We start from the raw sequence: 21,234 nt of genomic DNA on the forward strand, positions 1-21,234 counted from the left end.
CGCTTCACACCTATGATGAGCCCGTGCCTCGCCTACGCCGTCCGCAACACCGGCGCCGGCGGCTGCGACGGCCGGATCAGCGCGAAGGCGACCTGGATGATGCCGCCGGCAAGGCCCAGCGCCACGCCGATGCGCCAGGCCATGGTGTAGGAGCCGAGCTGGTCGTAGATCAGCCCTCCTCCGTAGGCGCCGAGGAAGCTGCCGATCTGGTGGCTCATGAAGGCGAGGCCCTGGATCATGGCCTGCCAGCGCAGGCCGAACATCTCGGCGACGGCGCCTGCGACCAGCGGGCCGACGCCCATCCAGAGGAAGCCCATGATGGCGCCGAACAGCAGCGTCGATGCCGGTGTGGCCGGCAGCATGAAATACCAGGCGAGCGCGAGCGAGCGGAAGATGTAGATGCCGCCGAGCAGCGCCAGCTTGTTCCAGCGCTGGCCGGCCCAACCGAAGAACAGCGAGCCCAGCACGTTGAAGCCGCCGATCATGCCGAGCGTCTGCGCGCTCAGCATCGGATCGAGGCCGCAGATCGCCAGATACGACGGCAAATGCGTGGTGAGGAACACGAGCTGCATGCCGCAGACGAGATAGGCGCAGGTCATCACCACGAAGGAGGCGTTGCCGAACGCGGTCTTCGCCGCAATCGTGGCCGTGGCATCGCCGATGTCATCGGCGGCCGGCTTCGGCAGCGGAATCGCGTCGACACGGCCGGCGTACCAGGCCGCGGGAATCATCAGCACCGACATCACGACGAAGCCGGCGAGCCCGATGCGCCAGCCAAATCCCTCGTTGAGCATCTGCCCGATCGGCGCCGACAGCAGCGCGCCGAGCGAGCCCGCACCGGAGACGATGCCGAGCACGGTCGAGCGCACCGTTGCGGGCACCGCGCGTGCCGCCACGGACATCGCGATCGCAGCCGCAGTGCAGGCGAGCGAGGTGCCGATCAGCACGCCGGCGCCGATCATGATGGCGACAAGGCCGTTCGCGGTCGCCATCAGGATGAGGCCCACGATGTACATCAAGGCGCCCACGATCATGATCGGGCGAAAACCGTAGCGCGTGGTCATCGCACCGGCGAGAGGCTGGAGGAAGCCCCAGGCGAGATTCTGCACGGCGAGTGCCAGCGTGAAATCCGACACCGAGAGGTGGATGTCATGCGTCAGCGGCTGCATGAAGATGCCGAGCGATTGCCGCAGCCCCATGCTCAGCGTCAGCATGATCGAGGCACCGATCAGGATCGGCAATGTCGGACGCAGGACCTGCAACAGGGGCATTGTTGTTCTCCCTCATGGGCACGGCGCGCGTGCCGGCGTCTGCAATTCGCGCTGATTTTGGGTACACAGACCTGTGTAATTAGTCTATAGAAGGGTTGCACTGTCAAGCCAAGAGAAGCTCAAGAGAAGCTCAACAGGACTTATCCGGCCGCATGGCTCCCCCGCCCGCCCCACAGACGATGAAAGAGCGGATCCTCGAGACCGCCGACAAGCTGTTCTATCTGCAAGGCATTCGCGCCATCGGCGTCGACACCATCGCGGCCGAGATCGGCATCTCCAAGCGGACGCTCTACAACCACTTCCCGTCCAAGGACGCGCTGATCGCCGCCTATCTGGAACGCCGCTTCGTAGCCCAGCGCCCCTCCGACAAGCCGCCGGCCGAGCAGATTCTCGGCACCTTCGATTCGCTGGAGCGGCGCTTTTCGGCCAAGGATTTTCGCGGCTGCCCGTTCGTGAACGCAGTCGCCGAGCTCGGCCCCTCCGACCGCGCCGTGAAGAAGATCGCCATCGCCTTCAAGGAAAGCCGCCGCGTCTGGTTTCGCGAGCGGTTGAACGAGCTTGGCGTTGCGGATGCCGACGCGCTCGCAACGCAGCTCGTGCTGCTGGTCGATGGCTCGATTGCGCAAGACCTCGTCCGCGACGACCCCGCCATGGCGCGCGCGGCGAAGGAAGCGGCGAAGGTGCTGCTGCGGAACGCGGGGGTGGATGTGGGTGGTGCGGTGAAGCCGGTCATAAAGCGAGGCAAGCCCGCGCGGCAATCATAACTGTCGTCCCGGCGAAGGCCGGGACCCATAGCCACAGGCCGTAGTTTGACGAAGACTCGGAGTTATCAGCTCGTACCCACAACCTCTCCCTGGGGTTATGGGTCCCGGCCTTCGCCGGGACGACACTGAGGCTGAGGCGCTACGCCGCCTGCGACACCACGCGATTGCGCCCGTCGTGCTTGGCGCGGTAGAGGGCGGTGTCGGCGCGCTTGAGGACGTCGGCCACCGCCTCGCCCTTCTGCTCCAGCGTGGTGAGCCCGATCGAGATCGTGACCTCGATGCGCTTGGTGCCCTTGTGGACGGCAAAGGGCTCGCCCGCGATCGAGCGGCGCAGGCGCTCGGCAACCATGCCGGCGACGTGCAGATCGGTCTCCGGCATCACGATGACGAACTCCTCGCCACCATAGCGGCAGGCGAGATCGATGCCGCGGATCGACTTGCGCACGCGCACCGCGAATTCGCGCAGCACGTCGTCGCCGGCGTCGTGGCCGTAATTGTCGTTGATCGACTTGAAATAGTCGATGTCGAGGATCATCAGCGCCAGCGGCTTGCCGCGCGTGGATGCCTGCTCGGCCAGCGTCGCCAGATGGCTCTCCATGTAGCGGCGATTGTGCAGGCCGGTGAGCGCATCGGTGATCGCCATCTCGATCGAGTTCTGCACGTTATCGCGCAGATGATCGGTGTAGCGGCGGCGGCGGATCTGGGTGCGGGCGCGCGCCAGCAGCTCGGTCTTGTCGATGGGACGCAGCAGATAGTCGTTGACGCCGATCTCGAGACCACGAAGCAGCCGCGTGGCATTTTCCGCTTCCGCAATCGCGAGGATCGGCACGTGGCGGGTGCGCTCCAGCGAGCGGGCCTGGCTGCAGAGCCGGAGGCCGTCGAAATTGTTCAGGTCGAGCGAGACGATCAGCAGATCGTAATTGCCTTCGGCAGCGTGGAACAGCGCCTCGGTCGGATTCGACTCGACGTCGACGGTGTGCTCGGCGGCGAGGATCGTCGCCAGCCGCTCATAGGACGACTGCCGGTCGTCGACCAGCAGGATGCGGCCACCCTTGCCCGCATCGGCGATGGCGCTGCGTTCGGGCGCCTGCATGCCGATCTCGAGCGAGGTGATGGCGCGCATGCGCAGCTCGTCCGTCATCATCTTCAGCCGCGTCAGCGAGCGCACGCGCGCGATCAGCACGACGTCGGAAACGGGCTTGGTCAGGAAATCGTCGGCGCCGGCTTCCAGTCCGCGATTGCGGTCGGACGGGCTGTCGAGCGCAGTGACCATCACGACGGGAATGTGGTGCGTGGCCGGATCGGTCTTGAGGCGGCGGCAGACTTCAAAGCCGTCCATGTCGGGCATCATCACGTCAAGCAGGATGATGTCGCATTCGGCGCGACGGGCCAGCGCCAGCGCCTCGGTGCCGTTCGAGGCAGTCATCACGTCGAAATATTCGGCCGAGAGACGGGCTTCGAGCAGTTTGACGTTGGCGGGAACGTCGTCGACAACCAGGATACGCGCGGACACTTTGAACTCACTTCCTATCCGATAAAACGCCGGACCGTCTCGATGAATTTGCCGACCGAGATCGGCTTGGACAAATAGGCTTCGCACCCGCCCTCGCGGATGCGCTCTTCGTCGCCCTTCATCGCGAACGCCGTGACCGCGACGACGGGAATGGAGCGCAGCTCCGGATCGTCCTTGATCCAGCGCGTCACCTCGAGCCCCGAGACCTGCGGCAATTGAATATCCATCAGCACCAGGTCGGGCCGCATCTTGCGGACGAGGTCGAGCGCCTCGTAGCCGTTGCTGGTTCCCGAGGTCTGGTAGCCGTGCGCCTCCAACAGGTCGCGGAAGAGCTTCATGTTGAGCTCGTTGTCTTCCACGATCAGGACGGTCTTAGCCATCCCGCCCTCCTGTTTGGTCCCAAAGACCGATGCATGTGACGCCTCAGGCGCCGCTTTCCGGCGCTTCGAAAACTGGATTCAAACTAGCCTCAGATTCGCTTGAGTTTCGTTAAACCCGAGGGGCCACTTTCTGCGATGTGGTTTCCAGTTGCTTGTCTGGGGTCGCAAGACTCAGGCACGAGACTCACTCCCAAGACTCGGGCATGATCCAAAGTAGACACTGAAAGTTAATGGAAAGGCAAACCGGGCCCGTGAAAAAGCCTGTTCACAACCCTCGCGAAGTCGCTGAAATCGTTGCGATTCAGGCGCTGTCCTTTGTGGCGGGCGATCCCGAAAGGCTGGGCCTGTTCCTGGCTGAGACAGGGGTCGGCCCGGAGACGCTCCGGAACGCCGCCTCGGACCCCAATTTCCTGCTCAGCGTGCTCGATTTCGTGCTGCGCGATGACGACACCGTGAAGGCCTTTGCCAAGGCCTCGGAGCTGCATCCGACCAACGTTGCCGCAGCGCGGCAGGTGCTGGGCGATGCGCTCGGCGACCGGACCTGGGAGCGCGATGTGCCGTGAGCGCCGCCGATCCGGCCGGGCCCCGCTGCTTCTGCCGGGATTGTCTGGCCGATCTGGACATCGGTTTGCAGAATTTCGGCCTGCGGCGCTGTTCCGCCTGCGGATCCCCTCGCCTCGTCCGCCACCGCGCGCTCGCGAGCCTGACCATCGCCCATATCGACTGCGACGCCTTCTATGCAACGGTCGAGAAGCGCGACAATCCTGACATCGCCGACAAGCCCGTCATCATCGGCGGGGGAAGACGCGGCGTGGTGTCGGCCGCCTGCTACATCGCGCGCACCTATGGCGTGCGCTCGGCGATGCCGATGTTCAAGGCCCTGGAAGCCTGTCCGCATGCAATCGTGATCCCGCCCGACATGGCGAAATACGTGCGGGTCGGGCGCGAGGTGCGACAGGCCATGCAGGCGCTGACGCCGCTGGTCGAGCCGCTGTCGATCGACGAGGCCTTTCTCGATCTCTCCGGCACCGAGCGCGTGCACGGCATGATCCCGGCGAAGGTGCTGGCACGCTTTGCCCGAGACGTCGAGCGCGATGTCGGCATCTCCGTCTCGGTCGGCCTGTCCTGCAACAAGTTTTTGGCCAAGATCGCTTCCGATCTCGACAAGCCGCGCGGCTTTGCTGCGCTCGATCAGGAGGAAGCGCGCGCGATGCTGGCTTCGAGGCCGGTCGGCTTCATTTTCGGCGTGGGACCGGCGACGCAGGAGCGCCTGGTCCAGCGCGGCTTCCGCCTCATCGCCGACCTGCAGAAGGCCGACGAGATCGAGCTGATGCGGCAGTTTCCGAGCGACGGCCGCAGGCTGTGGCGGCTCGCCCGCGGCATCGACGACCGCCGCGTCGAGGCCGATCGCGGCGCCAAAACGATTTCGAGCGAGACCACATTCGAGACCGACATCCGCGACTTCGCCTCGCTGGAAAAGATCCTGTGGCGGCTGTGCGAGAAGACGTCGTCGCGGCTCAAGAGCAGCGAGCTTGCCGGCTCGACCGTCACGCTGAAATTGAAGACCGCCGATTTTCGTCAGCGCACGCGCTCGCAGTCGATCGCAGCGCCGACGCAGCTCGCCGCAAAGATTTTTTCGATCTGCCGCGAGATGCTGGCGAAAGAGATCGACGGCACTGCCTTCCGCCTGATGGGCGCCGGCGTCAGCGCGCTGCGCGAAGGCTCCCCCGCCGACGACACCGACATGCTCGACCGCCGCGCCGCGCATGCCGAGCGCGCGGTGGACAGCCTGCGCAAGAAGTTCGGCAGCGCCGCCGTCATTCGGGGCATCGCGTATGACGGGCCGGAGAAAGCGCAGGAATGATGGCAGAGTGCATCCACATCGTCATTGCGAGCGCAGCGAAGCAATCCAGACTGTCACCGCGGAAAGATTCTGGATTGCTTCGCTGCGCTCGCAATGACGGGATACGGCGGGCCCCGTTCCCGAGAGACAAACGGCTGTGACAGGTGAACGCGATCTCAGCGTGCTACTGAAGCACATGAAACCGGAGCTGCAGCCGGGCACCTTCGTGTTCTGCACCATCGCGGCAAACGAGCGCATTCCCGCAGGGCTCAATCCGCTGCTGATGTTCCGCGAGCAGGAAGGGACGACGCTGGTCATCCTGCGTGACGAGGCGCAAGCGGCAGGACTAAGCTACGCATTCCCCTCCCGCCTGATCACCCTGACGGTTCACTCCGCGCTCGATGCGGTCGGCTTTCTCGCCGCCATCACCGCCCGGCTCGCCGAATCCGGCATCAGCGTCAACGCTGTTTCGGCCTTCCACCACGACCACCTCTTCGTGCCGACCAACCGGGCCGACGACGCAATGATGCTGCTGCAAGAGATGTCAGTCCGTAGGATGGGTTGAGCCCTTGCGAAACCCATCTCTTCCCGCTCACCGCTCTCCGTAATCGTGGCCATCGTCACACTGATCGCCCGTTACCAACAAACAAGCGCGATGGGTTTCGCAAACGCTCAACCCATCTACGGGCTACGGGCTTTTCGAAAATGCCAGCATGGCAGAGTGCCACTGTTTTGCCCGACGCGTCAAATGGAATTCGCTAAATGCGAAATTTGTGCTGGCCTTGAATTGCTATCCCCGTGCAACCGCCCGTCTACTGTGCATGGGGTAGTTTTCCATTTTTTGCGGGAGCGTCAGCCGGCGCGGCTCAGCATCAATCCGCGACTGCGATCGCTTCGATCTCGATCAGCCACTCCGGCGCCGCAAGTGCGGAGACGCCGACGAGCGTCGAGGCCGGCGGCTCCATGCCTTCGAAGAAGACCGAGCGGGCCTTGCCGATGATCGGGCGCAGCTCCGGCTTGTAGCCGACGACGAAGGTAGTGATCTTGACGATGTTGGCATAGCTCGCGCCGGCTGCCTTCAAGGCATGGCCGAGATTCTGCATCACCTGCGTGGTCTGTGCGGCGAGATCGCCCTCGCCGACGATCCGCCCTTCCTCGTCCACCGACACCTGGCCGGAGATGTAGATCGTGCGCGCGCCGGAGGCGGTGACGACGTGGGAATAAGCGGGATTGTGGTGCAGGCCGCTGGGGCGCAGATGGTCGAGCTTGGGCATGGTGCTGGCTCCCGGAGTTTGTGGTTGAGCGTAACTGGAGATGGCGTTGAGGGCTAGCCCGTCATTGCGAGGAGCTCTTGCGACGAAGCAATCCAGAATCTTTCCGCCGAGAGATTCTGGATTGCTTCGCTGCGCTCGCAATGACGAAGGAGAGAGCGCGGGGCCCCTCAATTACAGGGCTTGCTGTCCTTGACGTCGAACTTGCCCATCGCGCCGGAAATGACAAAGTCGTTGTAGTCGAGCACGAGCTGGCGGGAGACGCCGTTTTCGTAGAGCTCGAACGACATCGCATAGACCGGCGTCTGCTCGCCTTCCTTCTGCTGGACGTCGCGATCGAAATAGCTGACGGTCACCGGCCAGCGCTTCAGCGACTTCATGTGCTCGTCCGAGGTCGAGGGATCGGGCGAGGCGGTGCGGTCGGCAGGGATGGCCTGACCGATCACGGTCAGCGTGTTGTAGACCTTCTGGCCATCGTCGGAGCCGTCATAGACCGAGAGCTCCAGGAGCGATTTGCCGTCCTTGGCCGCCGCAATGATGCGCTGGATCTGCTCGGTTGGAAACACGACCTTGCCGTCGAGAGTGAAATTCTTCGGTGCCGGCAACTTCAGCTTGACGTTGATGTGGTCGCCGTCGCGCTCCGCCGAGCCGTCGACCAGGCCGGCCTCGGTCTCGTTCATCCGCGTCTCGATCTTGAAGCGGTAGCTTTTCCCTGTGGCGTCCTCCCAGGAATTGGAGCGGAGATCGCTGAGCGTGACCTTGCCCTCGCCGCTGTCGAGCTCGGAGACCTGGCGGAATTCGGACGTGTAGCCTTCGCAAGCACTTCCGGCGAAATTGTAGAGGATGCGGCCGCGCGCGCTGTTGATGGAGTTGGAGCGCGATTTGACCAGCCTCAGATCATAGAGCGCCTGGTGTGCGAGGAACGGACCGTTCGCGGCATGCGCGCTGCCACCGGCGCCGACAGCGGCCATCGCGAGCGCCATCAGACCGAATGAAGTCCGGAAAAGGTGCACCATGTCTGTTCCCTGGGGACGCGCAGATTCGACACTTTAATGACCGTTCCATTGCGTCGCAACTGCGGCGGTTTCACGTAAAGTTGCGCCTCTCCGTTGAACCTCCTGACCTGCCTCGGGAAAATCCAGTTCACCCCGGCGTCCCGTCGCCCTATCGGCTTGCTTGCATGTGGCGGCATGATGGGCGAAACAGGGCGCGCCCGGCGGTCACCAGACCCGCCGGAGCGGATAATTTTTCAGACATCGAGGTCGAGACATGGCGGGCACGGTCGAGCAGAAACTGGCGGAACAGGGCATCAAGCTGCACGAGGCCCCCACTCCCGTCGCCAATTACGTGCCGTTCGTGCGCACCGGCAATCTGCTGTTCGTCTCCGGCCAGGTCTGCTTCGATCCCGCCGGCAAGCTGATCGCCAAGGGCAAGCTGGGCGCTGGCGTCTCGATCGAGGGAGGTGCTGCGGCCGCGCGCGGCTGTGCCGTCAACCTGCTCGCACAGGTCAAGGCGGCGCTTGGCGACCTCGACAAGGTTGTGCGCGTGGTGCGTCTCGGCGGCTTCATCAACTCGGCGCCGGACTTCCTGGACGGGCCAAAGGTTCTCAACGGCGCCTCCGACCTGATGGTCGCGGCCTTCGGTGACAAGGGCCGCCACGCCCGCACCACCGTCGGCGTCGCCTCGCTGCCCGCGGATGCGGCGGTCGAGGTCGAAGGCGTGTTCGAGGTCGCCTGAGGTCAGCATCGTGCGTGCTCCGGATTGGCTGACAGCGCGGCCGGTCGCCCATCGCGGCCTGCATGACATCTCCCGCGGTATCGTCGAGAACATGCCGGGCGCGGTGCAGGCGGCGGTTGCGGGCAATTTCTCGATCGAGGTCGACATCCAGCTCTCCGCCGACGGCGAGGCCATGGTCCACCACGACCACGCGCTTGGCCGCCTCACCGAGGCCACCGGCCCGGTGGTGGCAAAGACCGCGGCGGAGCTGAAGGCCATCAGGTTCAGGGATACGTCTGAGCGGATGATGTCGCTTGGCGATCTCTGCGCGATGGTTGCCGGCCGCGTGCCGCTGGTGATCGAGGTGAAAAGCCATTTTGACGGCGACCGCAAGCTGGTGAAGCGGATGGCCGAGGTGCTGGCGTCGTATCAGGGCAAAGCGGTCGGGATGTCCTTCGACCCAGACCAGGTGCTGGCGCTGCGTGAGCTGCTGCCCTCCCGCCCGCGCGGCATCGTCGCGCAGCGGAGCTATGAGGACGAGTACTGGACCTACCTGACGCAAGCGCAGCGCGACAGCATGCTGTACCTTCGCCACGGCTTCCAAACCCAGCCCCACTTCGTCGCCTTCAAGGTCGATCACCTGCCGGCGTCCGCCCCCTGGATCGCCCGCAACCTCTTCGGCTGCGCGCTGCTCGGCTGGACCGTGCGCACGCCGGAGCAGCGGACGCGGGTTGGGCAACATGCCGATCAGATGATCTTTGAGGGCTTCGTGCCGCAGGCTTGATGTTCCCCACCCTTGAAGTCGCTGCTGCAATGCACGATCTTGGGCGCAATGCGATCATCGGAAATCACGCTGGAGGCCGTACCGTCCATTGGCGAAGTCTCGCCAGAGGATTGGGACGCCTGCGCCAATCCTGGCAAGGCCTGCAACGGGCATGGCACGGGAACCTCATCCAGGCTTCCAGCCGATTCTCTCAGCCTCTTAAGGCCCGCCTATAACCCGTTCGTATCTCACGCGTTTCTTTCCGCCGTTGAGAAATCGGGTTCAGCCACGATCCGCACCGGCTGGGGACCCCGGCATCTGGTGGCCAAGATCAACGACCGTGTCGCCGGCGTCGTGCCCTGCTATCTGAAATCGCATAGCCAAGGCGAGTACGTGTTCGACCGCGGCTGGGCCGACGCCTATGAGCGCGCCGGGGGGCGCTATTACCCGAAGCTGCAGGTCTCTGTTCCCTTCACGCCGGCGACGGGGCCGCGGCTCCTGGTCCGCGACGGCGTCGACCACGAGCGGATCACGGAGGCACTGGCGAGCGGGCTGGTGGCGCTGTGCGGCGTCAGCAAGGCCTCCTCGGTGCACGTCACCTTTGCGCGCGAGGCCGAGTGGAAGCTGCTTGCCCAGCACGGCTTCCTCCAGCGCACCGACCAGCAGTTCCACTGGCGCAATGAGGGCTTTGCCACCTTCGACGATTTTCTGGCGACGCTGAACTCGCGCCACCGCAAATCGATCAAGCGCGAGCGACGCGATGCGCTACCCGCCGGCATCACCATCCATTGGCTCACAGGCAAGGACATCACCGAGGACGCCTGGGATGCCTTCTTCGAATTCTACATGGAGACCGGCTCGCGCAAATGGGGCCGTCCCTATCTCACGCGCGAGTTCTTCTCGCTGATCGGCGAGACCATGAGCCAGGACGTGCTGCTGGTGATGGCCCGCCGCAACGAGCGCTGGATCGCGGGCGCGATCAACTTCATCGGTTCGGACGCGCTGTTCGGCCGCAACTGGGGAGCGGTCGAGCATCATCCGTTCCTGCATTTCGAGGTCTGCTACTACCAGGCAATCGATTTCGCCATTAAGCGCGGCCTCACATATGTCGAGGCCGGCGCGCAGGGCGAGCACAAGATCGCGCGCGGCTACCTGCCGCGGACCACCCACTCCGCCCATTTCATCGCCGATCCTGGCCTGCGTCGCGCCATCGACGATTATCTCAAGCGCGAGCGTGCCTATGTCGCCGAGGCCGGACGCGAGCTCGCCGAGCTCGGCCCGTTCCGGAAAGGCATCGACGAGGCGCCTTGACGGTTTGCCATCGCTGGTGACACTAAGCGCAAAACTAAGCTCAAAATTCTTGGGAGCCGCCGCCATGACCGCCTATGATCCGAACAACATCTTCGCAAAGATCCTGCGCGGCGAGTTTCCCTGCCACAAGGTCTACGAGGACGAGCATGTCTTCGCCTTCCTCGACATCATGCCGCGGGTGCCCGGCCACACGCTGGTGATCCCGAAGGCTCCTGCCCGCAACATCCTCGACATCAAGCCCGATGACTATGCTCACGTCGCCCGCGGCACGCACAAGATCGCAGCCGCCGCGATGAAGGCCTTCAAGGCCGATGGCATCACCGTGCAGCAGTTCAACGAGGCCGCCGGCGGCCAGGTGGTGTTTCATCTCCACATGCACGTGATGCCCCGCCACGACGGCGTGGCGATGCTGCCGCCCGCGAGCCGCAAGGAAGACGTCAAGGTGCTGGAAGAGAATGCGATCAAGCTGATCGCGGCGTTGAAGAGCTGATCGTTATTCCGTCTGAAAGTCCCCCGGCTGCGGCGCAGCCAATGGCGTGAACTCGCAGCGATCAGGCTTGATATCGATCAGCGGCGTGTTGTCGAGGCAATCGAGGCCACGCACGAGAATCGTGCCGCCCTCGATGCCGACCAGCTTCACGATCGAGGTGCCGATCGGATTGGGCCGGACCGGCGAGCGCAGCGAAAACGTGCCGCGGGTCTTGTCGTTGTTCTTCGGGCTCTGCAGCACGATGTCGCGGCGCGACTTGTCGAGCCAGTAGAGCACTTCGAGATTGCTGTAGAAATCGACGCCCTTGATCGCGGGCAAGAACGGCTCGAAAATCTCGAGGCGACACACCGGGCCGTCGGCGCGGCCCTGGCGCGGCGTCTCCAGCCGCGAGGTCCAGGGGGTGCGGATGCGGCCGATGAAGACGAGGCCGGCATCCTCCGTCGACGGCAGCTCGATGGCGACCTCGCCTTCCCGGAGCTCCTGTTCGCGAACCATATTTCCAGTTCCTTGGCTGTTCGCGACGGTTTTAGCCCAACCACCACTTGCCGGCCAGCATGAAGACTTCGCCGGCGACAACGCCTGCGAAGATCGAGCGGCGGGTCAGCAGGAACACAACGAGGCCGGCGCCGACCGCGCCGTAGCGCAAGGCATCCGGCACGCTGGCGAGCGCGCCGGGTGGCTCGACCACGATCTGGGCGATGACGCCGGCCAGGATCGCGGTCGCGACCGCCCTCACCCAGACCAGAAGCTCGGAGCCCTCGTCGATACCGCCGCCGAACCACAGGCCCAGCATGCGCCATATCTGGTTGGGAATGACGCCGGCGACGAACAGCAAGAGCAGCGCGTGCCAGTCGCCGATGAGTTGCGGGGCGCTCATGCGCGCACCTCCCGCCACCAATGCACGCCATAGGCAATCGTGCCCGCGGCAAGGCCGCTGACGAGGATGTCGAGGCCGGAGTTCATCTTCGCGGCCAGCGGATAGAGCAGAACCCCAAGCGCGAGCGCGACGACATCGGCGACCTCGCGGCTGTTGCGCGCGGTCGAGAACAGGAAGGATAGCGGCGTCAGCAGCAGGATCGCGGCGCCCAATGTCTGAGTCAGGTTGGCGGCGAGGAAATAGCCGATCGTGTTGGCGGTCAGACATACCGAGACCAGACCGAAGCCAAGTCCGTTCACAAAGGCGATGCGACGCTCGCGCGGCACTTGCGGCAGGAAGCGATGGCATTCGACCCACAACGTCACGGCCGTGAGATGCGCCGCAAAGAACAGCTCACGCCGCTTGGTCGTTGGTGTGCGCATCAGCGGCAGCACGGAGACCACCATCGGAAACAGCCGGATCGCGCTGACAGTGACCGCGATCGCCGACTGGATGACGGTCGCACCCGAACCGAGCGTGGTAATCAAAATGATCTGTGCCGGCCCGGCCCAGACGAACAGTGTCGAGCACAGCGCCCAGAGCAGGCTGAAATGGCTGTCATGGGCGAGCGCGCCGATGCCGAGATAGGTCGCGAACAGCACTAGCGTCAGGATCGTCTGCGTGATTGAACGCAGCCCCCAGGCGAAGGTGCGCCACGGACTTTGCCATTGAGGAGAATTGAGCGGAGGAAACGCCAAGGGACGGCCGGTCGGGGTTGTGGAATCGGGCCTGCATAACGGGCAATGCCGGCGGCCGCGTCAAGGAAACACGCGGCGGGGCTGGCATGCGCGGCGCAATGCTGGCTAGCGCCATGCGATGCCCGGATAGATCAGATCGAACAAGCCGGTCCACGCCATGATAGCGCACAAGCCCAATATGGCTGCCAGGCAGAGCCGCTCATATGCATTGGCGAAGGCACGCCTGGTAACGATGAAGTAGGCAAGAGCAATCGCGATGAATGGCAGCTTGAGAGCATAAAGCAATCCATGCGGCGCCGACTGAACGATCGATTTGGCTACCGGCAGATCAAAAAACCTGATGTCGACAATGCTGGAGCCGATCTCGCCAACAAGGGTGGCCGCCAAAAGCGCCAAAATAGCGATCGTCCCTATCCAGTAGCGGTGGCAGATTAATCCGAATGCCAACAAGCTCCAGCCGAGGCAGATTGCGACTTTGCTCACCGGGACGGTCCCACTGATCGGATGCCCCTCCAGCTTCGCAGCCCAAAACAGGGCGTTGGCGAAGTCCGAATCCAATGCAAGCCAGAGCACGAAGCTCACCATACAAGCGCATGCCAGAGCAATTCTGTGGATCGTTCCGATGGGATCTCTGTGTGTCGCGCCCCCAATCACCTGCAGCAGCTCCAAAAGGCCCACCCTCCGCGGGGCGTTCGCTCCTTGATTGTCCTTTCACACGGCTGCACCCAGCGCAAGATCAATGCAGGCTATGATCCGCTCTTCGCAAAGCGAAAGCTCCAGCTATCGCCTACCCCGCCACGCCGCGGTTCTTCAGCACGAAGCAAGCCCCGCCCGCTTTCCGGATGCGGTTGCAGAGATCGTCCGCTTCGGGGCGCGTGTCGGTGCCGATGCGCACCTGGTAGAAGGGATGCGAACCGCGGCTGCGCATCACCGAGCTCAACAGGCTGGGATCGCGCTCGCCGATCACGGCGCTGAGGCGCGTGACGGCGCGGGAATACATCGCCAGCGCCTTGTTGCGATCGAAGCCCGCCGCGAGCTGAACGCCCCAGATCCTGGCGGCAGCGAGCTCGACATGCTGCTCGAGCTCGGCCACGAACGGGTTCGGTGCGCGCTTCAACAGCGCCATCAGGTCGCGGCAGCTCGTGGGCGGTGAGCTGGGCGGCCCCTTGCCGGTGCTGCCGGCCTTGGCCCACGCGTCAACCGTCGCGCCGGTGATGGCGTAGACGTAGTTGCGGGTTTGCTCCGGCATGCTACCACTGCCGGCGAGCCATTCCTGCACCCGCCGCGGCCCGGCATTGTAGGCGGCCGCAGCCAAGCCGAGATTGCCGAACTGATTGCGGAGCTCATTCAGGAACTCGGCCGATTTCGGCAGGGCCTGCACCGGATTGAAGGGATTGAGAAGCCCGCGCTCGCTCGCGGTGCCCGGCATGAACTGCGCGATCCCCTGCGCGTGCTCGCCGTTGCGCGTCATCGGGCCCACCGCATCGGCCTGGAAACGGCTTTCCTGCCAAATCACGCGGGCGAAGAATTCCAACGGCAGCTTGGCATCGCGCGCGGCCGCCTCAACGATCAGGCAGATCGATTCCCGCGTGTCGCTCTCGCGGCCATCCGCCGGCATCGCAGGCGGCATCGCCAGCTCTTCGACGCTGGGAACGGCAACGTTGGTCTTTGCGGGTGAGCTGTCCCAAGCCATCGCCTGTGTCGCGGACACAAGCAGTGCGGGGACGATGCGTGATGCAATTCGCGTCAGCCGTGCCCAAGTATCGCCGTGGCGCACGCGGGCGCGGCATGCAACAAGATGATCTGCCATGTCGTGGCGTCGTGCCATGGTTCGACGAGTTGCCAATAAATGCTGACTGACCTGCTTCTCCCAATGCGCTTCCCCGCCAAACGGATCCGCGCGATCCTTGCCCTCGCATTATTGATCCTGTCCGCCGCGCCAGCCATGGCGCAAGTGAACTGGCGGATGACCACCGAATATCCCGAGAACAACATATCCGGGATCGGGCTCAGCACTTTCGCCGATCGCGTGGCCGCGCGCACAAACGGTTTCGTGAGCGTGACCAACGCCTTCGACAATCAGCTGAAGATCAGCTCGGGCGAAATGCCGCGCGCGGCGCTGGACGGCCGGATCGCGGGCGGCGACGCCTTTGCAGGCGCGCTCTCGGGCCTCGACCCCGTGCTCAGCCTCTCGACGCTACCCTTCCTGGTGCAATCGGTCGACATCGCTCGCGCCGCCAATGCGCGCGCACGGCCGCTTTACGAAAAGGCCCTCGCCGCCCACGGTCTCAAGCTGCTCTATCTGACGATCTGGCCTGCGACGGGCCTGTGGTCGGACCGGTCGCTTGCAGGCGCTGACGACCTGCCGAAACTCAATTTGCGGGCTTACGATGCCAATTCCAGCGAGGTGATGAAGGCGGCCGGCGCGAACGCACAGTTCCTGCCGATGGACAAAGCGCTTGTCGGCCTGAAGGAGCATCAACTGAACGCGTTCCTCACCTCCGGCGACGGCGGCGCGGGACGCAAGCTGTGGGACTTCCTGCCCTATTTCACAGCCATCAACTACGCGATGCCGGTCTCGATCGCCTTCGTCCGCAGCGAGGCATTTGCCGCGCTACCGGAGCCGACGCAACGCGAGGTGATGGCGGCCGCGGCCGAGACCGAGCAGAGCCAGCTCGCGCTCCTGACCCATCGCACCTCGGAGAATTATGCGCGCATGCGCGACAACGGCGTCAAGATCGCCGAGCCCGCGCCGCCATCCCTCGTCGCGGCGCTCCGAACGGCCGCAACGGGCACGATCACTGCCTGGGAGGCGCAGGCGGGCGCGGATGCCGCCGCGATCGTCGAATGGACGAAGCAGCAATGATGCAACGGGTCTTGACTTGAGATCCGATCCGACTAGCAACAGAACGGAAATTTCAACGCGAGCCAGCTCCTGATGGCGACAGTCTTCTTCGATCTCGACGGCACCCTGACCGACCCGAAGCCCGGGATCACCCGCTCGATCCAGTACGCCCTCGAGCGGCTGAGCGTCGCAGTGCCGAGCGAGGACGATCTGACCTGGTGCATCGGTCCGCCGCTGCATGCGAGCCTGAAGAAGCTCACCGGAACCGACGCACTGGCCGACCAGGCGCTAATGCTCTATCGCGACCGCTTCAGCAACATCGGCCTGTTCGAGAACGAGGCCTATGCCGGTATTGTCGACACGCTGACGACGATTGCCGCGACCGGCCAGCGCATGTTCGTTGCGACCAGCAAGCCCGCCGTCTACGCCAACCGCATCGTCGATCATTTTGGCCTAAAACCCTATTTCGAGCGCGTGTTCGGCTCCGAGCTCGACGGCACGCGCGTCGACAAGTGTGACCTGCTCCGTTACGCGCTGGACGAGGCCCGCGTCGATGCAAACAGCGCCATCATGATCGGCGACCGCAGCCATGACGTGGTCGGCGCCCGCACCAACGGAATGACTGCGATCGGCGTGCTCTATGGCTATGGCAGCGAGGCCGAGCTGCGGGACGCCGGCGCGCATCACATCTGCGCCGCGCACCCGGAGCTGCTTGGCCATTGCGTTGCCTAGGCGGTGACTGTCTCGACCGCCGCAAGCATCCCCGTCTTCGGATGGCAGTTCAGATATTCGAAGAACTGCTCATCGACAGTTGCCACCGTGACCTCGTGATAGAGCCGCAACTTCGCTGACGGCCCTAGCGTGGAGAGATATTTCATCGCCGCACCGAAGATTTTCACGTGGGTCGGATGCGATTCCGCCCAGCGCTCCAGCGCGGCGAGACTTTTCCACCAGCTCTGGCCGTAGGATTTTTCACTCGCCTTGCCGTCAGCCGAGAGCACTTGCATGTAGCGGTTGGCATAGCAGCCGATCGCAAGCCCGTCGTCGCGCAGGAAGTCCATGCCCTCACGCAGCACCGGCTCGACATCGTCGAGATAGAGCTTGCGCTCCGACGCCTCGGTATCGCTCCAGTCCTGGCCTGAGCGGATCAGGCACAGGTTGTCGTTCGCCTTCACGCGCAGCCGCGCACCATCACGGATCAATCCCGGATTGCCGCCCGGCGACATCGGGTCGGTCTGCGACAGCGGAATGCGGTCGCGCATGCCGCCCCAATAGGCGTGCTCCTGAACCTCGCCGCTCATGCCGTCGGCGATCATCGCGACGCCTTCGGGCCTGCCGAGCGAGGAGAACAGCGTCTCGTGCCGCGCCACCGTGGGACGCAGCACCTCGATGAAGGTGCCGATGCCGTCGCGGTGCTTTCCAGTCCACGCCTCGCGTGCCGGCACAAACCAGGCGTCGAAACGCGCGATGTCGTCCCAATAGGCCACCGAGACAATGTTAGCGTGGCCGGCCTGGTCGACATAGTGCGCGCGGTCCCAATGCGAGGGACCACCTTCGCCGGCGAACAGCCCGGCGATTTCTGCGAGCGCTTCCGCCGCAGCCGCCGGCGTCGCCCCGCGATACTGCAGGCCGAAATAGGCCATCACGACGCGGCTCACCGCGGGCCTGTAGCGCGCCACGAACGATGGGTATGGCGGCTGGTAATCCTCCGGCACGCGCTTGTGGCGGGTGCGCTGTGTCTCGAGATGCAGAGGAATTGCGGATTCCATGATCGTGCCTCCCCTTGATCCCGGCGATCAGCTCGCCGCCGCGGCAATGTCCGTGGGCTCAATGGTATCCACCGGCAGCGCGAAATGCTCGACGCGCTTGTACGGCTTCTTGTTAAGCAGCAGCCGCGTGACGTCGGGCCGCGAATAATGCCCGGCGGGATCGGCAGCATTCTTGGCGACGCCGATGGCGCCGAGGTCGATCTCGGCGATCAGCAGCCCCTCCTGGTCTGGCGCCAGCTTGTCGCCGATCTGGCTGCCATCCGGGCCATAGATCGCGGCGAAACCGCCACCCACATGCAGCAACGCGTTCTTGTCCGGCCGGTCGCAGAGCTCGTCGATCATCGCCTGCGAGACCGTCGCGCAAGGCGCGAGCACGAAGCAGGAGCCCTCCACCGCATAGACGCGCGAGGCAGCGTTGTTGACCTCGGCGCCGAGGGCCGGCGCAAACGGGTCGTACAGCGAGAAGCTCGGCCAGGCCGCGACATGCACCTGCTCGTTCTGGGCGTACATGGCGTATTTCGACAGCGGCTGGAGATGCTCCCAGCAGCACAGCGCGCCGATGCGGCCGATGTCGGGGCGCGCATGGACCGCAAGATCGCTGCCGTCGCCCTCGCCATAGACGGTGCGCTCGGCATGCGTCGGCCGCAATTTGCGGCGGTTTGCAATTGTCTCGCCATCCGGCCCGATCAACCATTGCGCCAGATAAAGGCTGCCGCCGTCGCGCTCGGACAGGCCGATCACGGCCGTGAGCCTGGCCTTACGCGCGGCATCGCGTAGCCGCTCGGCCTGCGGGCTGTCGTAAGACAGCGAATTATCAAAGTACCGCTGCACGAAGCCGCGGCCGATCGCCCAGGCCGGCGAGTCCATCCAGATGTGCCAGGGGTAGCCGGGGATGAAGGCCTCCGGAAAGGCGATCAGCTTGGCGCCCTTCTCCGCGGCGTCCCTGATCAGCGCGATCGACTTGTCGATCGAGGCGTCGAGGTCGAGCCAGGCGGGCGCCGCCTGCACCACCGCGACCTTGTATTTCGGATGTTCAATGCCCATTGCCGCCTCCATTGCCGGTTGATCGGAGACCACGTCCGATGCAGTCTATTGAGGCAAGCCGGGCAGCCGCGCGCTCGACCACGGCGGAACAAAAACTCGACTGGAAGGATCGCCGCCCCGGTACGGAACTTGCCTGCGGTCAGGCTGGATCTGCGCCACCATGCGGTTTTGCTGGATGTGAAAGGGAGGCCTGTGAGATGCCAATCCAGTTCACGACAGACGGCAGCCCCGGCTATCGCCGGCTGGCCCTCTGGCAGGACATCGTCTGCGACGTTTTCGTCGGGCTCGACTGCAAGTCGGACCTCGGCAGCGCCTTCCACGGCTCGGTCACGCAAGTCGCGCTCGGCAAGGCCGTTTGCTCCGAGGTCTGCTCAGACCGTCAGCACGTTTTCCGCACGCCCTCGCGCATCGCGCGCTCGGATCAGGATTATGTTCTCGTCGCGCTCGGCCATCGCGGCGATGGCGGCGTGGTGCAGGATGGTCGAGAGACCGTGATTCATCCCGGCGAGTTCGCGCTCTACGACACCACGCGTCCGTATGAGCTGAAGTTCAAGGACAGCTTCTCCCAGACCATCTTCAAGGTGCCGCGCGAGATGTTGCAGCGCCGGCTCGGCGGCACCGAGACACTCACCGCGATCACATTCGGGGCCGACGTACCGCTCGAGCGGCTCGCCTATGACTTCATCTTCCGCCTCTGCCAGAGCGCGGACCGGCTCGCGCCCAACAGCGCCGCCGCCCTCTCCGCGCAAGCCGTCGACCTGCTCGCCATGGCGCTGAGCGAACGGCTCGGCGGGACGTCGCTGCCGTCCTCGACCCATCGCTCCGCCCTGCTCTACCGGCTCAAGGCGCATATCCGCACACGCCTCGCCGACCCCGACCTCTCGCTGACCGAGACCGCCGCCGCGCTCGGCATCTCCTCGCGCTACGTCAACGATCTCCTCGCCGACGAGGACACTTCGTTCCAGCGCCATGTGCTGGCCGAGCGTCTCGCCCAGTGCAAACGCGACCTCGCCTCGCCCGTGCTCGCCCAGCGCCACATCGGCGAGATTGCGTTCGCCTGGGGCTTTAACGATGTCTCGCATTTCGGCCGCGTCTTCCGCGAGCATTTCGGGATGTCACCGCGCGACTTCCGGCACAGTCAGCTGCCGCACTGAGAGCCACTCCGGTCAGCCATCATCGCAAGCCTTCGTCTCAGGCGAAGGCAATGCTCGCCAATTCCAGATTGTCAGGTCGTGCAGTCTGCATCAGGTTCGCATGCATGAGGACTCACGCGACGATAAGCGGGTCGGAGCTGTTGCTGGGTGTGATCGCGATCCGGCTCGCGGTGCTGGTCCTGGTGGGCTGGGGCTTGACGCTCCTGCCCCGGCAGGCGCGTGACAGCGAGGCTCCCTGCGTCGCATCGTCAGCAGCCAGGGTCGAAGCGCAACCTCCTGCGACGACGGTCGGTGCGCGCGTCGCAGACGCAACATTTGATGACATGCGTCTGCACGACTAGGCCATTTTCCAAGCAAGGCGGGTATGTCAGCGCGCGATAGGACAACGCGGCTGCTTGCATTACGATCTGCTTCCAAGGCCGCACCAATCAATCAGCGGCCACGAGGAGCAATTCGATGGAACACCGACGCTTGGGCCGGTCCGGCCTCATGGTGCCCGCTTTGAGCCTTGGCACGGGCACGTTCGGCGGCGTTGGCCGTCTCGCGGCCTGGGGGACGACCGACGCCACGGAAGCGCGGCGCCTGCTGGACATTTGTCTCGAGGCCGGCGTGTCGATGTTCGATACCGCCGACGTCTATTCGCTCGGTGAATCCGAGCGGGTCCTCGGTGAAGCCATCAAGGGCCGCCGCGACAAGGTGCTGGTCTCGACCAAGGCCACGTTCCGCTTTGGCGACGGCCCCAACGACATCGGCTCGTCACGCCAGCATCTGCTCGCGGCCGTTGACGGCTCGCTCGGCCGGCTCGGCACCGACTATATCGACCTGTTCCAGCTCCATGCCTTCGACGCCTTCACCCCGCCCGAAGAGGTGCTGAGCACCCTCGATACCCTCGTGCGCGCCGGCAAGATCCGCTATGTCGGTGTCTCGAATTTCTCGGGCTGGCACCTGATGAAGTCGCTTGGCGTTGCCGACAAGCACGGTTTCCCACGCTACGTCGCCAACCAGACCTACTATTCGCTGGTCGGGCGCGATTATGAGTGGGAGCTGATGCCGCTTGGCCTCGATCAGGGGCTCGGCGCCGTGGTCTGGTCACCGCTCGGATGGGGCCGCCTCACCGGAAAGATTCGCCGCGGCCAGCCGAAGCCTGAAGTGAGCCGCCTGCCCCAGACCGCCGATTTCGGGCCGCCCGTACCGGACGAACACGTCTATCGGGTCGTCGAGGCCATCGACGAGGTCGCAAAGGAGACGGGCAAGAGCGTCTCCCAGATCGCGCTGAACTGGCTGCTGCAGCGTCCGACCGTTTCGACGCTGATCATCGGCGCCCGCAACGAAACACAGTTGCGCGAAAATCTCGGCGCGGTCGGATGGTCCTTGACCAAGGACCAGATCGAAGCGCTCGACGCGGCTAGCAAGGTGACGTTGCCCTATCCGTACTGGCACCAGCGGGGGACCTTCTCCGACCGCAATCCGCCGCCGGTGTAGTTGG

24 protein-coding genes are annotated in these 21,234 nt (G+C 64.5%); 12 read left to right on the forward strand and 12 right to left on the reverse strand.

The window, feature by feature from the left end; translation table 11 throughout:
- Window positions 1-32: 32 nt before the first annotated feature.
- Window positions 33-1,271: an MFS transporter gene (locus ABID59_RS12990; protein ID WP_354083658.1), complete on the reverse strand. Its 1,239-nt coding sequence runs from the start codon at window positions 1,269-1,271 to the stop codon at window positions 33-35.
- Window positions 1,272-1,423: 152 nt separating this feature from the next.
- On the opposite strand from ABID59_RS12990, the gene ABID59_RS12995 reads away from it, so the two are divergent.
- Window positions 1,424-2,035, forward strand: a complete 612-nt coding sequence (locus ABID59_RS12995; RefSeq protein ID WP_354032631.1) for a TetR/AcrR family transcriptional regulator — start codon at window positions 1,424-1,426, stop codon at window positions 2,033-2,035.
- Between the two features lie 139 nt (window positions 2,036-2,174).
- Here the strand turns inward: ABID59_RS12995 and ABID59_RS13000 are convergent, their stop codons facing one another.
- Both ABID59_RS13000 and ABID59_RS13005 read right to left on the reverse strand, forming a co-directional pair.
- A complete protein-coding gene (locus ABID59_RS13000; protein ID WP_354032630.1) occupies window positions 2,175-3,548 on the reverse strand; it encodes a PleD family two-component system response regulator in 1,374 nt (457 codons plus the stop codon).
- Between the two features lie 14 nt (window positions 3,549-3,562).
- On the reverse strand, window positions 3,563-3,928 hold the full coding sequence (locus tag ABID59_RS13005) for a response regulator (protein WP_008130064.1): 366 nt from the start codon (window positions 3,926-3,928) through the stop codon (window positions 3,563-3,565).
- Between the two features lie 251 nt (window positions 3,929-4,179).
- On the opposite strand from ABID59_RS13005, the gene ABID59_RS13010 reads away from it, so the two are divergent.
- The 3 genes from ABID59_RS13010 to ABID59_RS13020 all read left to right on the forward strand — a co-directional run bounded on the left by ABID59_RS13010 (window position 4,180) and on the right by ABID59_RS13020 (window position 6,336).
- Window positions 4,180-4,491 carry a DUF3572 domain-containing protein gene (locus ABID59_RS13010; RefSeq protein WP_008130066.1) on the forward strand — a complete coding sequence of 104 codons (312 nt, stop codon included), beginning with the start codon at window positions 4,180-4,182 and terminating at the stop codon, window positions 4,489-4,491.
- A complete protein-coding gene (locus ABID59_RS13015; RefSeq protein ID WP_354083659.1) occupies window positions 4,488-5,792 on the forward strand; it encodes a DNA polymerase IV in 1,305 nt (434 codons plus the stop codon). The genes ABID59_RS13010 and ABID59_RS13015 overlap by 4 nt, the downstream gene beginning before the upstream one ends.
- A 136-nt stretch (window positions 5,793-5,928) precedes the next feature.
- Window positions 5,929-6,336, forward strand: a complete 408-nt coding sequence (locus ABID59_RS13020; protein ID WP_354083660.1) for an ACT domain-containing protein — start codon at window positions 5,929-5,931, stop codon at window positions 6,334-6,336.
- 307 nt (window positions 6,337-6,643) lie between these two features.
- On the opposite strand, the gene ABID59_RS13025 is transcribed toward ABID59_RS13020, so the two are convergent.
- Both ABID59_RS13025 and ABID59_RS13030 read right to left on the reverse strand, forming a co-directional pair.
- Window positions 6,644-7,045 carry a RidA family protein gene (locus ABID59_RS13025; protein ID WP_354083661.1) on the reverse strand — a complete coding sequence of 134 codons (402 nt, stop codon included), beginning with the start codon at window positions 7,043-7,045 and terminating at the stop codon, window positions 6,644-6,646.
- 167 nt (window positions 7,046-7,212) lie between these two features.
- Window positions 7,213-8,058: a cell envelope integrity EipB family protein gene (locus tag ABID59_RS13030; RefSeq protein WP_354083662.1), complete on the reverse strand. Its 846-nt coding sequence runs from the start codon at window positions 8,056-8,058 to the stop codon at window positions 7,213-7,215.
- Window positions 8,059-8,311: 253 nt separating this feature from the next.
- Here ABID59_RS13030 and ABID59_RS13035 point away from each other — a divergent pair, with 253 nt between their 5' ends.
- From ABID59_RS13035 to ABID59_RS13050, 4 genes are all read left to right on the forward strand, one after another.
- Entirely contained in the window at window positions 8,312-8,779 is a 468-nt protein-coding gene (locus ABID59_RS13035) for a RidA family protein (protein WP_354083663.1), read from the forward strand.
- A 10-nt stretch (window positions 8,780-8,789) separates the two neighbouring features.
- Window positions 8,790-9,542, forward strand: coding sequence for a glycerophosphodiester phosphodiesterase (locus tag ABID59_RS13040; protein WP_354083664.1), 753 nt, complete (start codon window positions 8,790-8,792; stop codon window positions 9,540-9,542).
- A gap of 48 nt (window positions 9,543-9,590) precedes the next feature.
- On the forward strand, window positions 9,591-10,832 hold the full coding sequence (locus ABID59_RS13045) for a GNAT family N-acetyltransferase (RefSeq protein ID WP_354083665.1): 1,242 nt from the start codon (window positions 9,591-9,593) through the stop codon (window positions 10,830-10,832).
- Between the two features lie 64 nt (window positions 10,833-10,896).
- On the forward strand, window positions 10,897-11,322 hold the full coding sequence (locus ABID59_RS13050; RefSeq protein WP_148754877.1) for an HIT domain-containing protein: 426 nt from the start codon (window positions 10,897-10,899) through the stop codon (window positions 11,320-11,322).
- Window positions 11,323-11,325: 3 nt separating this feature from the next.
- On the opposite strand, the gene tsaA is transcribed toward ABID59_RS13050, so the two are convergent.
- The 5 genes from tsaA to ABID59_RS13075 all read right to left on the reverse strand — a co-directional run bounded on the left by tsaA (window position 11,326) and on the right by ABID59_RS13075 (window position 14,746).
- Entirely contained in the window at window positions 11,326-11,817 is a 492-nt protein-coding gene (gene tsaA / locus ABID59_RS13055) for a tRNA (N6-threonylcarbamoyladenosine(37)-N6)-methyltransferase TrmO (RefSeq protein WP_354083666.1), read from the reverse strand.
- A gap of 31 nt (window positions 11,818-11,848) precedes the next feature.
- Entirely contained in the window at window positions 11,849-12,199 is a 351-nt protein-coding gene (locus ABID59_RS13060) for an AzlD domain-containing protein (protein ID WP_354032622.1), read from the reverse strand.
- Window positions 12,196-12,936, reverse strand: a complete 741-nt coding sequence (locus ABID59_RS13065; RefSeq protein ID WP_148754874.1) for an AzlC family ABC transporter permease — start codon at window positions 12,934-12,936, stop codon at window positions 12,196-12,198. Before ABID59_RS13065 ends, ABID59_RS13060 begins: the two co-directional genes overlap by 4 nt.
- Window positions 12,937-13,041: 105 nt before the next feature.
- Entirely contained in the window at window positions 13,042-13,605 is a 564-nt protein-coding gene (locus tag ABID59_RS13070) for a hypothetical protein (protein WP_354032621.1), read from the reverse strand.
- A gap of 118 nt (window positions 13,606-13,723) precedes the next feature.
- A complete protein-coding gene (locus ABID59_RS13075; RefSeq protein ID WP_246230271.1) occupies window positions 13,724-14,746 on the reverse strand; it encodes a lytic transglycosylase domain-containing protein in 1,023 nt (340 codons plus the stop codon).
- A 39-nt stretch (window positions 14,747-14,785) separates the two neighbouring features.
- Here ABID59_RS13075 and ABID59_RS13080 point away from each other — a divergent pair, with 39 nt between their 5' ends.
- Window positions 14,786-15,802, forward strand: a complete 1,017-nt coding sequence (locus tag ABID59_RS13080; RefSeq protein ID WP_354083667.1) for a TRAP transporter substrate-binding protein — start codon at window positions 14,786-14,788, stop codon at window positions 15,800-15,802.
- Window positions 15,803-15,874: 72 nt separating this feature from the next.
- The gene (locus ABID59_RS13085) at window positions 15,875-16,513 is read left to right on the forward strand and encodes an HAD family hydrolase (protein WP_354083668.1); all 639 of its coding nucleotides are present in this window, start codon (window positions 15,875-15,877) and stop codon (window positions 16,511-16,513) included.
- Here the strand turns inward: ABID59_RS13085 and ABID59_RS13090 are convergent.
- Both ABID59_RS13090 and ABID59_RS13095 read right to left on the reverse strand, forming a co-directional pair.
- Entirely contained in the window at window positions 16,510-17,550 is a 1,041-nt protein-coding gene (locus tag ABID59_RS13090) for a phenylacetaldoxime dehydratase family protein (protein WP_354083669.1), read from the reverse strand. The two genes, ABID59_RS13085 and ABID59_RS13090, sit on opposite strands and share 4 nt — an antisense overlap.
- Window positions 17,551-17,577: 27 nt before the next feature.
- Complete coding sequence (locus ABID59_RS13095) at window positions 17,578-18,594, reverse strand: carbon-nitrogen hydrolase family protein (RefSeq protein WP_354083670.1); 1,017 nt, start codon at window positions 18,592-18,594, stop codon at window positions 17,578-17,580.
- Between the two features lie 197 nt (window positions 18,595-18,791).
- On the opposite strand from ABID59_RS13095, the gene ABID59_RS13100 reads away from it, so the two are divergent.
- The gene (locus ABID59_RS13100) at window positions 18,792-19,748 is read left to right on the forward strand and encodes an AraC-like ligand-binding domain-containing protein (RefSeq protein WP_354083671.1); all 957 of its coding nucleotides are present in this window, start codon (window positions 18,792-18,794) and stop codon (window positions 19,746-19,748) included.
- 456 nt (window positions 19,749-20,204) lie between these two features.
- Window positions 20,205-21,230, forward strand: coding sequence for an aldo/keto reductase (locus tag ABID59_RS13105; RefSeq protein ID WP_148754865.1), 1,026 nt, complete (start codon window positions 20,205-20,207; stop codon window positions 21,228-21,230).
- Window positions 21,231-21,234: the final 4 nt, after the last annotated feature.

The organism is Bradyrhizobium sp. S3.3.6, from assembly GCF_040546905.1.
Lineage (GTDB): Bacteria > Pseudomonadota > Alphaproteobacteria > Rhizobiales > Xanthobacteraceae > Bradyrhizobium > Bradyrhizobium cytisi.

Bases quoted from the DNA above. Each gene is read 5' to 3' on its own strand.
- ABID59_RS12990 (WP_354083658.1), bottom strand. From the start codon at position 1,271: ATGCCCCTGTTGCAGGTCCTGCGTCCGACATTGCCGATCCTGATCGGT.
- ABID59_RS12995 (WP_354032631.1), top strand. From the start codon at position 1,424: ATGGCTCCCCCGCCCGCCCCACAGACGATGAAAGAGCGGATCCTCGAG.
- ABID59_RS13005 (WP_008130064.1), bottom strand. From the start codon at position 3,928: ATGGCTAAGACCGTCCTGATCGTGGAAGACAACGAGCTCAACATGAAG.
- ABID59_RS13025 (WP_354083661.1), bottom strand. From the start codon at position 7,045: ATGCCCAAGCTCGACCATCTGCGCCCCAGCGGCCTGCACCACAATCCC.
- ABID59_RS13030 (WP_354083662.1), bottom strand. From the start codon at position 8,058: ATGGTGCACCTTTTCCGGACTTCATTCGGTCTGATGGCGCTCGCGATG.
- ABID59_RS13035 (WP_354083663.1), top strand. From the start codon at position 8,312: ATGGCGGGCACGGTCGAGCAGAAACTGGCGGAACAGGGCATCAAGCTG.
- ABID59_RS13045 (WP_354083665.1), top strand. From the start codon at position 9,591: ATGCGATCATCGGAAATCACGCTGGAGGCCGTACCGTCCATTGGCGAA.
- ABID59_RS13050 (WP_148754877.1), top strand. From the start codon at position 10,897: ATGACCGCCTATGATCCGAACAACATCTTCGCAAAGATCCTGCGCGGC.
- tsaA (WP_354083666.1), bottom strand. From the start codon at position 11,817: ATGGTTCGCGAACAGGAGCTCCGGGAAGGCGAGGTCGCCATCGAGCTG.
- ABID59_RS13060 (WP_354032622.1), bottom strand. From the start codon at position 12,199: ATGAGCGCCCCGCAACTCATCGGCGACTGGCACGCGCTGCTCTTGCTG.
- ABID59_RS13075 (WP_246230271.1), bottom strand. From the start codon at position 14,746: ATGGCAGATCATCTTGTTGCATGCCGCGCCCGCGTGCGCCACGGCGAT.
- ABID59_RS13080 (WP_354083667.1), top strand. From the start codon at position 14,786: ATGCTGACTGACCTGCTTCTCCCAATGCGCTTCCCCGCCAAACGGATC.
- ABID59_RS13085 (WP_354083668.1), top strand. From the start codon at position 15,875: ATGGCGACAGTCTTCTTCGATCTCGACGGCACCCTGACCGACCCGAAG.
- ABID59_RS13090 (WP_354083669.1), bottom strand. From the start codon at position 17,550: ATGGAATCCGCAATTCCTCTGCATCTCGAGACACAGCGCACCCGCCAC.
- ABID59_RS13095 (WP_354083670.1), bottom strand. From the start codon at position 18,594: ATGGGCATTGAACATCCGAAATACAAGGTCGCGGTGGTGCAGGCGGCG.
- ABID59_RS13100 (WP_354083671.1), top strand. From the start codon at position 18,792: ATGCCAATCCAGTTCACGACAGACGGCAGCCCCGGCTATCGCCGGCTG.
- ABID59_RS13105 (WP_148754865.1), top strand. From the start codon at position 20,205: ATGGAACACCGACGCTTGGGCCGGTCCGGCCTCATGGTGCCCGCTTTG.